The following is a 12,882-nucleotide window of genomic DNA, read 5'->3' on the forward strand; positions in this document are numbered from 1 at the left end:
GGAGGAAAGCGTATGTTAGTAGATAAAACGGAATTTGAAGCATGGATGGAACGTATCATGGGTGAGCTGTACCGCATCTCACGGAAGCTGGACAAGGCGGAAACGAGGGAAAAGCACCTGAACTATCTGAACGGAGAGCGTCTGTACGACAATCAGGAAGTATGCCTGTTGCTGCGCATCAGTAAACGCACGCTGCAACGATACCGGAATAACGGGGTGCTGAAGTTCTATTCGATATATCACAAGACGTATTACAAGGAGTCGGACTTGCACGAGTTCATCCGCAACAACTTCGACGAGAACGAGATAAAACGGCAGGCACGTGAGGACAAGCTGTCCGAGAGCTATCCGCTGCCGAAAGAATAAGTCCATGTTTTTGCTTTGTACCGGTGAAACTACTGCCGTGAGGCAGGAAATCCCAAACTGCGTATTGATGTTTGTCATGGCAATGACTTCATACAGTTGTGAAACAGGATGAAGTTTCTTTTCTTGTTCGAATGGTGATACTCCAAAGGACAGCGGTCTGGAGGGGTATCATTTTTTATGTGTGCACCTAAAAATATTCCAGTTTCGTGGCGTAAAAACCGGAATATGAAAAGTTAATTCCCTCAATACTCAAGTATCTATCATGATTCTGCAAAAAAAGAAAAATACATTCATAAGAAGAATCCAAAGGTTTTTTCCTAATTTTGCAATTATGAATATAAGTTGGTCTGAAATAAAGCCTTATGAGAACGAGCTGCCTACTAACTACGCAGATAGAATAGGCAGGTTATATACTGATACTGTTACTGCTGCTTTCAAGAAAAGTAACGGTCAGTTTTTCACACCGGTATCTATCGCCTATTTTATGGGTAAACAAATAAGTGTGAATAAGGATTCTGTCTCCGTATTAGATCCGGGATGTGGAACCGCCATATTATCATGTGCCATGATTGAGAATCTGGTTTTGCAGTCAAAAGTAAAACAGATAGAGTTGGTTACATACGAAACCGATGAAAATCTTATACCGGGATTACAAAAGGTTCTGGAATATATAACAATATGGGGGATGCGCCATAATGTCCGGATTGATTGCTGTTCATATTGTGAGGACTTTATTTTATCCAATTATTCAGTATTATATTCTGATACGATTTACGAAAGGGCTGAGAATTTGCAGAAATATGATTTGATCATATCCAATCCTCCCTATTTCAAGCTTTCCAAAGAGGACAAACGGGTGAAAGCGGCTCAATGCATTATAGACGGACAGCCCAATATATACTCTATATTTATGGCCATATCAGCTTTATTGCTTGCGGAACAAGGTCAGATGATTTATATAACCCCAAGAAGTTTTACTTCGGGAAGATATTTCCGTTTGTTCCGTAATTTCCTGTTTAAGCATATACAGATAGATTTTGTCCACCTTTTCAATACCCGGAAAGATACGTTTTCCAAAGATAATGTGCTTCAGGAAACAATTATAATGAAATGTTCCCCTAAAAAGGGGGCAGATTATAATGTCGTTTTATCATACAGTGAGGGGCTTTCCGACTTGGTCACTCCTGCAATCAAAGAAGTACAGCGGAAAGAAATCATTGACCTTACCTCAAAAGAATTGATATTGCATTTGCCGGTCAGTCTTGAAGACGAGAAAATTATCAGGCTGTTCAAATCATGGGATGGCAACCTGAATAAATATCATATCCAGATTTCCACCGGCCCGGTTGTGGCTTTTCGCTCAAAGGAACAATTATGTGAAACCTCCGGAGAAGGAACTACAGCACTATATTGGTTGCATAACGTAGTAAAGATGCTGGCTGATCATCCTGTCGTAAAGGAAGGAAAACCTCAATTCATCCGTATAAATGAAATGTCTGTATCCACCTTGTTACCCAACAAGAACTATGTCCTGTTACGACGTTTCAGCTCCAAAGACGATAATAGCCGGTTAATTGCCGCACCTTATTTTGGAAACATGACTTCCTGCGCACATGTAGGAATCGAAAACAAACTGAACTATATCTATCGTCCCAAAGGACACTTGAACCGTATGGAGGTAATGGGGATAGCCGCCTTATTGAATAGTGACTTGTTCGATAATTATTTCAGAACATTCAATGGAAATGTAAATGTCAGTGCTACGGAACTGAGGGAGATGCCCATGCCTCCCCTTGAAGTCATTGAAAGTATCGGAAAAGACCTGATTGCCATGAATGATTATTCTATGGTGAACGTAAATAAGATTGTAAACAAATATTTTATGTAATATGAGCAAAATAAGTGATGCACAAGATATATTGTCAGTGTTGGGTTTGCCTCCGGCGCAGCAGAATGAAATATCCGCTTTGACTTTACTTGCATTATGCGGATTAAAGGAGGAAGACAACTGGGCGGATGCCACTCGCAAGAGCTTAAAAATAAGCAAGGATATTATGGCATTTGTCAATGAGAACTATAAAAAAGAGCAGCCGTATGCCCCAAATACACGGGAAACTTTCAGACGGCAGGTACTTCATCAGTTCTTGCAGGCACGTATCGTAGATTATAACCCGGATAATCCGGCTTTACCGGTGAACAGTCCAAACGCCCATTACAAACTGACAGAAGAAGCCTATGAAACAATAAAATCATACAATACCCAAGAATGGGAAATAAAAGCCCAAAACTTTAATGATGCGGTAGGGCGATTGATTGAAGAGTATGAGAAAAGCCGTGAGATGGAAATGATACCGGTTACTATTGAAGGTATGGAGTTTAAACTGTCTCCGGGCAAGCATAATGAAGTACAGGCGGCGGTCATTAATGAGTTTGCACCCCGTTTTGCGGCAGGCGCAAAAGTCCTTTATATCGGTGATACTGCCAATAAAGACCTTTATTGTAACAAGGAGCTTTTAAAAGAAATTGGCATTCCAATCACAGAACACAGCAAACTGCCGGATATTGTCATTTATGACGGTAATAAAGAGTGGCTATTCCTAATCGAAGTGGTTACTTCGCATGGACCGGTATCTCCCAAACGTGTAATCGAGCTGGAAGATTTCACGAAAGAATGCAAAGCGGGGAAAGTATATGTTACCGCTTTTCCTGACAGAACCGAGTTCAAGAAACATGTGGCTGATATTGCATGGGAAACCGAAGTTTGGATAGCGGAAAATCCAGATCACATGATTCATTTTAATGGAGACAGATTTATAGGGCCGAGATAGTAGTTATTTATGTGGATAATGTAAAAAGTCTTATTGAGTAATATAGATAAATTGTTTGTAATGAATAATGCTGTTGTTATAATAGATTTTGATAACTATTTTCAAAAAGATATAAATGAATATAGCAAAGAGCAAATTGAATCTTTGTTTCTTAAAATAATAGACTATATTAGTATACATAATGATGTGATGCAAATAAACTTTCGATTATATGGAGGATGGTATCAAGATGATGATTTAACAAATCGAGCTTCGGTAGTATTTCAGAAAATTTCTAATATTGATATATTCCCTCATATTATAAATCAGAACAAAAGAATTTTTGGAGATATTCAAATTGTATACAATTTGTATGGCATAGATTATATATGGCATAATACTTATAGAGAAAAAAAAGGAATACCACGTTTACGGATAAATCATACAGCAAAGGGCGATAAATGTGATTCTCGGAAAAACATATGTCCTGTTCATATTTTATCAAAATTCACAAGAAATAAAGATAAAATTTGCCTAAATGAAGGCTGTATGACAAAACATTCTGATATATTTTTTCAAAGAGAACAGAAAATGGTTGACACAATGATTGCTTGTGACTTGCTTTCATATTGTGAGGAAAGTTCAACAAATTGTTTATATCTAATTTCTGATGATATGGATCATTTCCCTGCATTAGCATTATGCCATAAAAAAAAGGAGGAGCTTCCTATATTTGTAGGAATAAAAAATGTACAAAACATAGTAAATTATAGTTCTATATTAGAAAATTTTAATATTAAAATCTTTCAACTATCATGAAGACTTTTGAATTAATAATAAAAGAAATATCATCATTTGCAGATGATGAAAATGATGTTATCTTTGAACGAGATGGTAGTGTGGCCTTTGAACGACAAGGTCAAATGATGGAATTTAAGCTCTCGCAAAATGAAGATGACGCAATTTGGGTAGAATACAATAATAATCGATTACCGTATAAAAAATTTTTAGCAAAAGAATTGGCCAGGTTGGATATTTTGGCAAATAAAATATTGCAAAGAAAAAGCAAGGAAAAAGAGTATGTTGATCCTATAGCTACACTTATAACAACAAATAAAAAAAGTGAAGGAAAAGCTTTGGAAATTCTAACAAAAGAATGCACAGATAGACTCTTTGCTGGAACTAAAATTAGTTTTGTAACAGCAGATGCAGGGCATGGAAAAACGGCATTACTTAGAGAATTTCAATATGAGCAAGCCCAAAAATATGTAGAAGGAAAGTCTAATTTTTTATTTTGGCATATAAATTTACATGGAAGAGATTTAGTTCGGTTAAATGAAGCAATAATGTACGAATTAGGAGAGCTGAGATTTTCTGGACTTTATTACTCTTCTATCATTACATTAATGAGAAGGAATCTTATCATTTTAGGAATTGATGGTTTTGATGAATTAGCTGCGGAGGTTGGTGGAGAAACAGCATTAGGCTCTTTAAAAGACCTTGTAACTAAGATGAATGGTACTGGAACTCTTATTGCAGCTTCTAGACGTACCTTTTTCAATACCCAAGACTATTTGAAAAGAACAGGGATCTTAAAGAAAAGTGTTGCTCTTGATTGTGAATTTGATGAAATTAAGATACATAATTGGAGAAGAAGTCAATGCGAGGAATATTTAACAAAATATGCATATAATAGCACACAAGAATTTAACAGTTTGGTGGATATATTAAAATCGGAAAATCATCCCCTTTTAGAAAGACCCTATCTGTTTACAAAAGTAGTTAATTACTCATTTGAAGATGAAAAAACGCCTTCTGAATTTGTTGCTCGAGGTGGAAATTCATTAACAGGTATTAATGATGTTATAGAGGCATTTGTTAGAAGAGAAGTTATAAAATGGAAAGATACTGATAAAGAAACAGGAAGACCATATCTTACATTTAATCAGCATATAAGGCTATTATCTGAAATAGCTTATGAAATGTGGAGTAACCAAAAAGATATTATTTCAATCGAATCCATGCAATTTATATTGACGATTTTGTTTGAAGATTGGAAAATAGAGTCTAGAATACAACCTTTAATTATTAGGATGATAGAGTCTTATGCTCTATTAGTTCCTGTTGAAAATAAAGATTGGTACAGAAAATTTGACCATGAAGAATTTAAACACTTCTTTGTAGCAAGATCATTTGAACAAATTTTACATGATGCGGTAGCCGATAATAATTTTTCAAAAGCAAGTAATTTCCTGTATTTAGCACAACTTCCTGACTCTGTAGCACAATATTTATCTAAACGAATAAATAAAGAAAGTGTATTGCCTATTGTAAAGGGATTAATTTCTGTAAAAAAGAAGGAATGGAAGCCAACCTATTTGCAACCTAATATTGGAACATTGCTTCCATATATTCTAGACGATTACAAACCAGAAGGCTTATTAGAAATCGGAGAAAAAATTACATTCTCTAGCTTAATCTTTGAAAATAAATTTTTATGTAATATTACGTTTAAAAATTGCATGTTCATTAATATAAGTTTTCGCAAGACGATATTAAAAAATGTCACATTTGATTCGTGCTCTTTTACTGATATTCGTTTTTACGAAAATTCAGAAAATATGTTTACAGATGTCAGGATAAAACCTAACTGTACCATTAACATGGTAACTTCTATAACTGAAGACGAAGAGTATTTTTCCGAATATTCTCCATATAATATTATTCAGCAATTAAAGAATAAGCAAATAATATATGAAGAAGATAAAACAACTGTAGTTAATGAAGTTGTAGTTCATAATTCAGAATTTAGAAAATGTGTAAAACGTTTTTTAAATAAATATATAAAATCAACTTATCAATATGAGTCAAATATAAAAGAAGATCCTATTTATAATTCCAAAAATTTTGATCTTATAATAAATGAAATCATTCCATTATTGATAAAGTATGATATAATAGAAGAGAAGAGTACTAAAAATACACTACAAGCATCTACTAAGGCGTGGGTATTAAAAAAATATGATTTAGCAGAAATATTTAAAGCTGAAGAAGATACAAAAGCTGAATTATATAAATTTTGGAAAGAAGTTAATTGTTATAAAAAATGAAAATATTTTTTTCGAAGCATATTGTTTGATATAATGTCATTTCACAGCTCTTGTGAGAAATATGATGGTTCGACTAATTAAAGAAGCTCCGATTATAATAGATAACGGTGCTAAATATTTTGTAGAGAAGAAAGCAAATCTTAAACTTGAAGGCAAGAAAGATTTATGAAGAGTTTAAATCCATTACTGCATTTACAATGTAATAATGATATCTATGATTTTGTTCTATTGAATCTCTTAATCATATTATATTCTTGAATTTATTAGAACTTTGCCATTAGCTCTAAATTTTAGCTATACAAAAACTTAAACCCCACTCCGCTGTTTCATGGGAAGCCGGCGGAGTGGGGCTGTTTTTATGGCTTCGGTTACAGGAACTATAACTTCAGCTTGGGTTTGGGCTTTTCGGGCTGGTCAGGATCGGGATCGTCCTTGTTGCCGGACTTGGGGACGCCGCCGGTGACGAGCTTGCCGCCGGGCGCTCCCATTGCCTCTTTGATGCTGATGCTTTTGGGCATTCCGCTTAGTTTGGGCGGAGTGCGCTGCCTGTCGGCGAGGAAGTCGGGCATCCGGTGGACATAAGGCTCGGCAGGGGGCGTGTCCTGCGTGGGGACACTGCCCGGTGAGGGACTGCCGGGCGGAGCATCGGCGGCGGGTATGCCGGCGGCGGGGGCGTTATCCTGTCCGTCGGGCGTTACCGGTTGGGAGGGCACGACTTCAATCACTCCGTCGGTGCTTTTTTCCTGCGCATTCACTGATTTGAGGGAGAGCAGGATCTTGCGATCGAGAGCGGCAAGGTCGGCCTTGAGCTGCTTCAGCTCGTCCTCCTTTTTCCAGACTTCCCCGACGACCTGTTCCAGGACGGGGAGTTCCTTCTCAATGGCTTCGTTGTCCCTCGTGTATTTCTCTATCAGGCGGGGGATGCTGTCGAAGGCGTTGATGAAGTTCTGGCAGGCGGTTTTCGGATCGACCGCCAAGCGGCCGTTGTTATAGTTGTAGAGGAAGTTGCCTTCGCCACGCACGAAGAAACGGTTCTCGCAGAAGTCCAGACCGTCCTTGACGGTGGTGTCGGTCTTGACAACGATGTCGAAGCCATAGAGAGAGCCGATGACCTTCGGCTGGCCGTGCGTGCGTTCCCTGTCCTCTATCTCGTGGAGCTTGGCGGCAATCACTTTCGGATCATCGCCTGCCACGCCGTCAATCTTCAAGGGGTTGAGCCTGTTGCCCTCCTTGTCGTACTGCATACGACTCTCGATGGCGGCCTTGTCCTTCCTGACACGGGCGATGATGTCATCGTTGCTTGCCCGGTTCGCCAGGAAAGTTTCCAGTTTGATGCGTGACTCCCCCTTGCCACGCTGGAAGGCCTTGCGCTCCCCTTCCATGCCGGCAATCCGCTTCTCCAACCGTGCCTTGTCGAGCAGGTCGGTATTTCCGGAAAGCACCGCCACGTACTCGGAGAAGGGTATGCCTCCCTTCTCGTCCATGCCTCCCTCGTCGATGGTACGGCAACCCATGTTGTTCTGCTTGAGCTGGGTGATGAAAAGCTGCTTGTTGTAAAGCAGGTTGAACTTGTAGCTGTCAAGCGACTTCTCCACGGCGTAGATTATCACGTCCACCTTGTTGTCCGCATAGAGCTTGGCCACCTCGTTGCCCTTGCGGATGCCCCGGCCGTCCCGCTGCTGCAAGTCCGAAGGCCGCCACGGTGCGTCGAGATGATGGATGGCGACACACCGCTTCTGGGCGTTGACTCCCGTGCCCAGCATTTCAGTAGAGCCGAAGAGAACACGTATCTTTCCCTCGTTCATCGCCTCGATCATCGCCTTGCGCTTCTTCTCGGTCTTGGCTTCCTGAATGAAACGTATCTGGTCTTCGGGGATGCCGTGATCCTCCACCAGCTTGCGCTTGATCTCGCTGTACGGATTCCACTGGTCGGGCTTGTAGGTTCCCAAGTCCGAGAAAACGAACTGAGTGCCTTTATGCCCGGCGTATTTATTGTAATACTTCGCAATCATATCGGCGCAATGGGTGGCCTTGTTGTCCTTGTCGTCGCCGTAGGAGAGCGGATCGATGAGCCGCATGTCGAGCGACATCTTCCGGGCGTAGTCGGTGGCGATGAGCATCTTCGCCTTCTCCTCCCTCTCGTTCAGTGGCGGGCGCCCCAGTATGGTGGCATTGCCGGTCTTGGCGAACTCGATGAGCTTCTGTATGAACTCCCTCTGGTCGGGCGTCGGGGGGATGTTGTGCAGTATCTCGTTCTTCTCCGGACGGTCGATGCCGATGTCGGCTGCGGTACGGAAGTCGGTGATCTCGGAATAGAACGAGGCGAGTTCCGGAACCTTGATGAAGTAGCGGAAACGCTCTTTCTGCACCACCTCGTTGGTGACGGAGAACTCGTAATCGACGGACTTCCGGGCAAACACCGCCGCCCATGCGTCAAAGGAGTTGATCCCCTGACGCTCCAATTCCCGGGGGCGCAGGTACTTGAAGAGCAGGTACAGCTCGGTCAGCGAGTTGGAAATGGTGGTTCCCGACAGGAAGGTGGCTCCCAGGTCCTTGCCGGTGCGCTGTTGGATGGTGCGCAGGGCGAAGAGCATGTTGAGCGCACGCTGGCTGCCCTCGCTGTTGCCCAGACCTGCCACACGGTCGTGCCGGGTGGTGAACATCAGGTTCTTGAACCGGTGCGATTCATCGACAAAGAGGTGGTCGATGCCCATGCGCTTGAAGTCCGCCACGTCGTCCTTGCGGGCCTCGATCTCGTGGAGCAGCTCTTTCAGCCTGACCTCAAGGTTCATCTTGCGCTTCTCCATGCCCTTGATCTGTGCGTTGCTCACTTCCGCACCCTGCTGGTAGAGGACTTCGAGGTTCTCTTCCACGCTGTCCAGCTCCTGTTGCAGGATGTCACGCTGGATTTCGGGGGACTGCGGTATCATGCCGAACTGCTCGTGCGAGAGGATGATGGCGTCCCAGTCGTTGTTCTTCATCCGGTGGAAAATCTCGACACGGCGCTCCGGCGTGAAGTCCTCCTTGCCGGGATAGAGGACTTTGGCGTTGGGGTAGGCGGTGGCGAAGGTCTGTGCGATCTCGTGGATGTTCGCCTTCAGGCCGGTGATAAGGGGCTTGTTCGCCAGTCCCAGACGCTTCATCTCGTAGGCGGCACAGCACATGATGAGCGTCTTGCCGCCACCCACCTCGTGATCGGCGATCCCCCCTCCGTTCTGCTTGAGCATCCAGATGCAGTCCTTCTGGCTGGGATACAGGTCGGGAATGCCCAGCCCCTTGAGGTCGAGGCTGGGAAAGCTCTGGTGCGAGCCGTCGTACTTGGGACGGACGAAGCAGTTGAACTTGCGGTTGTACATGTCCGCCATTTTCCGCTTGAACTCCGGCGACTGCTCCATGAGCCAGTCGGAGAAGCCGTTACGGATCTCGTCAATCTTGCTGTTGGCGAGCAGGGTGACCTCCGGATCACGTATCTTCATTTCCTTGCCCGTCTTGTCCAATACGGTCTTGGTGATGTTGGGCGTGGTGTTGTGGATGGCATGGCGCATGAGGGCGATGCCGTTGAAGATGCGGCTTTCCGAACGCACCGAATACTGGTTCATGATGCGTGGGGAGGTCATGTCGGCCTTGATGCTGTACTCGTCACTGCTGGCGGTATAGCGGACGGACACGTCCGTGTCGAACAGCCATGAGGCGTAGCGGCTGTACACTCCCGCCGGTATCCAACGCTCGCCGAAATTGAAATCCAGATCCTCGAAAGGTATGGGCGTGGGAAGCGACTGCCGCAGGGCTTCGAGGGAAATACGTGCCTCGCCGTTGTCGGGATGCGACTGCAAATATTCCTCGATGTGTTCGGCCTTGGCCATGACGTTGCCGGAAATGAAACGGTCGGCAATCTCGTAGTTCTTCGAGAGGGGATTGTAAAATATCCGTCCACGCAGTTCCTCCAACAAGTCAGATTGCGATTTGTCGGTCAGGGACTCCATGTACGCCATGTCCACGTTGCCGTACTTGTTGAGCGAGGCGGTGAGCGCCTCGTGCACGTCATCGGTATGGGTGATCTCGTTGATGTTGTACGAGACGGGATGGTCGAAGATGTCGGCCTTGACCGCCCGGCCGTCGATGTAACGTTCCAGCGACAATATCTCACGGTTGCCCGCATCCATGCGGAACAGGTCGATGTTCTTCCTGTCGTTCAGGTTGCCGAACTGACGGATGAAATCATCGTAAAGGGTGTTGAGCATGGTGCGCAACGCCGGATTTGCGGCATGGGCGGCCGCCTCGTTCTCGTACAGGTGATGGTAGGTGTCACGTATCTCGATGTAGAGCGACGCACGGCGTCGCTGGCGTTCGGGCAGATCCAACGGGTTGAATACCGGTGCGGCCCCGCCAATGGCGGAGAGGTAGCCTATCTGCCCGTCATCGTCCACAAGGGAGCCGTTGCGGTGGTGTCCCTGCAGGCCGGCCGGATAAGGACGGGGCTTCATGCGTTCCTGCCGTGCGGCCTCTTCCTCCTGCCGGCGGCGTTCCTGTTCCTGCCGTTCCCGTTCCTGCCGCTCTTTCTCTTGGGGAGTCGGTTCGGCCGGGGCGGGATGTATGGCGGGATGTTGCTCCAACGGTGGTATATCGAAAAGGGACAACTGCCCGGAGTCCTTCTTCGTGCTCCTTGTTTTCTTTTTCCTGACCTGTGAACGCTCCTCTTGTGTGAAGCCGAAAAGGTCGTACAGGGACATGACCGGCTCCGGCATGGTCTTTGCGGCGGTTGGCCGGGCATCCGTTGAAGGCTGCTCCGGCGTGGGAGTCCGACGCTCCACCTGTACCGTCTGTTGATCCGTAGAAGTGGAATGTCCGTTCACGTCACCGGACCGGTTGATTTCCCGCACCTGTGCGATGCGTTGCTGCATGGTTTCCGCCGGACGGCTCACCAGGTTGCGGAACTCCTGCACGGGTGAATGGCGGAGATACAAGTCCAGGTCGAGCTGTTCCGAGAGGTTGCGGTCAAGGAAATACTTCATGTCGGCGGCGATGGCTTCCATACCTCCGTCATGCAGGTAGATGCGTGCCGGTTTGCCGTAGGGATCGGTACCGACATGGCCACGTGTATGCACGATGGCGGCGGTATGCTCGAAATACTCGTTCTGCGTTGTCCCGTCGGCCTGCGTGCCGACTTCCACGAAAGACCGTTCGAGCGGGGTGTACTCTCTTTGGGAAAGCGTGTCCTTCTGCAAGATGACCAGGTCGCTGCCCACCTCCGTACCGGCATAGTCGGTAAAGAGGTTGTTGGGCAGGCGGACAGCCGATAACAGCCGGGAGCGGTTCATCAGGTATTGCCTTACGGGATAGGCCATAGCGGAGTTCATCACCCCCTGTGAGGTAATGAATGCAAGGATGCCTCCCTCACGGACGGCGTCCAGCCCTTTGGCGAAGAAATAGTTGTGCAGGCTGTTCAGCGCAAAACGCCTCGCCGTGCCGTTGTCGAAGGAGGGATCGAAAACACGTATGTCGCCGAAGGGGATGTTGCTGCTCACCACATCGAAATAGCCGTTGCGGTGCGGGGGCAGCTCCTCGAAGCCCTTGATATTGACCTGCGCTTCGGGATGGAGCCGGGCAAGGATGCGGCCGGTAAGCAAATCCTTTTCATAGGCAACAATTTCGGGAGTGTTGCCGGATGCGGAGTGGCATTGCGGTCGGAAGGCCGAGACAAAATTGCCGGTTCCCGATGAAGGATCGAGAAAACGGCCGGGCGACACTCCGTGTTCGCCCAAAGAAGAGGCAATGGCATTGACAATCGCCGGCGGCGTGTAGAAAGCGGTGAAGGTGGATGCCTTCACGCTTTCCACCAGCCGCCTGTACTCACGCTCGTCAGCGGCCCCGTCACGCAGGACGTTGTGAAGTTCCGTAATCAGGGGGAACAGTTCACGGTCGGCCTGTGTCCAGCGGAGTATGTCGGTGAGTTTTCCGAAAGGGGAAAGAACCGCCTTGATACCTCCGAACCCGGAGTAGGCGGCGAGTATGCCCGCTTCCTCCGGTGTGGCGGCGCGCTGTTCCTTCTCCAAACGGAACATCAGCCGGATTGCCTCTATATTGTCCCTGAGATGCGCCTTTTTATTATAAGCCATTCTCTTCCAGCCAGATTACAACCGTACCTGCCAGCTCGTCATAGAGCTGCCCGAACTCCGGGCTGAACATGAAATCATCCGAGAGCGTATAGCCGGAGAAGACCTTCCGGCATTCGGGAAGCAGCTGTAAGGCCACGCTGCGTGCGCTGCCTTCGGGGACTTCGGCGGCGAACTCGTTCCAGAGGACGGTAACCAGCGTGTCCAGAGGAGAGAAATGCAACCCCTGAAAAAGCAGGGCGTTCGCCTGTTGTGCCGCATCGTCGTAGGTCAGGCCGGAACGGACGGCTGCGCTGAAGGCTTCGGCGGCCTGATCGCTACGGGCGGTGACAAAAGACTCGTCATTCGCCAAATCGGGATGCGACTCACGCAGGAAGGCCAACAGGGTAAGACGGTAGTAGGACAATTCATCCGGTTCTTCCGCTACGGATACCGGCACGTTGGATTTATTCTGATTCATATAATTATCGGATTATTAAGTGATAC

The 12,882-nt window shown here is 46.1% G+C and carries 7 protein-coding genes; 5 read left to right on the forward strand and 2 right to left on the reverse strand.

Going from position 1 to position 12,882, the window contains the following annotated elements; translation table 11 throughout:
- Positions 1 to 12 precede the first annotated feature (12 nt).
- The 5 genes from DWZ47_RS03640 to DWZ47_RS03660 all read left to right on the forward strand — a co-directional run bounded on the left by DWZ47_RS03640 (position 13) and on the right by DWZ47_RS03660 (position 6,283).
- Entirely contained in the window at positions 13 to 366 is a 354-nt protein-coding gene (locus tag DWZ47_RS03640) for a helix-turn-helix domain-containing protein (protein ID WP_005643639.1), read from the forward strand.
- 331 nt (positions 367 to 697) lie between these two features.
- Positions 698 to 2,254 (forward strand): Eco57I restriction-modification methylase domain-containing protein, encoded by a 1,557-nt coding sequence (locus DWZ47_RS03645; protein ID WP_117512357.1) that lies wholly within the window; start codon positions 698 to 700, stop codon positions 2,252 to 2,254.
- A 1-nt stretch (position 2,255) separates the two neighbouring features.
- Positions 2,256 to 3,194 carry a BsuBI/PstI family type II restriction endonuclease gene (locus DWZ47_RS03650; protein WP_005643624.1) on the forward strand — a complete coding sequence of 313 codons (939 nt, stop codon included), beginning with the start codon at positions 2,256 to 2,258 and terminating at the stop codon, positions 3,192 to 3,194.
- 60 nt (positions 3,195 to 3,254) lie between these two features.
- Positions 3,255 to 3,992, forward strand: coding sequence for a hypothetical protein (locus DWZ47_RS03655; RefSeq protein WP_032849731.1), 738 nt, complete (start codon positions 3,255 to 3,257; stop codon positions 3,990 to 3,992).
- A complete protein-coding gene (locus DWZ47_RS03660; RefSeq protein ID WP_117512329.1) occupies positions 3,989 to 6,283 on the forward strand; it encodes an NACHT domain-containing protein in 2,295 nt (764 codons plus the stop codon). The genes DWZ47_RS03655 and DWZ47_RS03660 overlap by 4 nt, the downstream gene beginning before the upstream one ends.
- Before the next feature lie 377 nt (positions 6,284 to 6,660).
- Here DWZ47_RS03660 and DWZ47_RS03665 read toward each other — a convergent pair whose 3' ends face one another.
- Positions 6,661 to 12,399 (reverse strand): N-6 DNA methylase, encoded by a 5,739-nt coding sequence (locus DWZ47_RS03665; RefSeq protein ID WP_117512330.1) that lies wholly within the window; start codon positions 12,397 to 12,399, stop codon positions 6,661 to 6,663.
- The gene (locus DWZ47_RS03670; RefSeq protein ID WP_117512331.1) at positions 12,389 to 12,856 is read right to left on the reverse strand and encodes a DUF1896 domain-containing protein; all 468 of its coding nucleotides are present in this window, start codon (positions 12,854 to 12,856) and stop codon (positions 12,389 to 12,391) included. Before DWZ47_RS03670 ends, DWZ47_RS03665 begins: the two co-directional genes overlap by 11 nt.
- Positions 12,857 to 12,882 lie beyond the last annotated feature (26 nt).

It is taken from the genome of Bacteroides sp. AF32-8BH, assembly GCF_003435205.1.
Lineage (GTDB): Bacteria > Bacteroidota > Bacteroidia > Bacteroidales > Bacteroidaceae > Bacteroides > Bacteroides ovatus.

Coding starts and splice junctions, on each gene's coding strand:
- DWZ47_RS03655 (WP_032849731.1), top strand. CDS start 3,255: ATGAATAATGCTGTTGTTATAATAGATTTTGATAACTATTTTCAAAAA.
- DWZ47_RS03645 (WP_117512357.1), top strand. CDS start 698: ATGAATATAAGTTGGTCTGAAATAAAGCCTTATGAGAACGAGCTGCCT.
- DWZ47_RS03650 (WP_005643624.1), top strand. CDS start 2,256: ATGAGCAAAATAAGTGATGCACAAGATATATTGTCAGTGTTGGGTTTG.
- DWZ47_RS03665 (WP_117512330.1), bottom strand. CDS start 12,399: ATGGCTTATAATAAAAAGGCGCATCTCAGGGACAATATAGAGGCAATC.
- DWZ47_RS03670 (WP_117512331.1), bottom strand. CDS start 12,856: ATGAATCAGAATAAATCCAACGTGCCGGTATCCGTAGCGGAAGAACCG.
- DWZ47_RS03660 (WP_117512329.1), top strand. CDS start 3,989: ATGAAGACTTTTGAATTAATAATAAAAGAAATATCATCATTTGCAGAT.
- DWZ47_RS03640 (WP_005643639.1), top strand. CDS start 13: ATGTTAGTAGATAAAACGGAATTTGAAGCATGGATGGAACGTATCATG.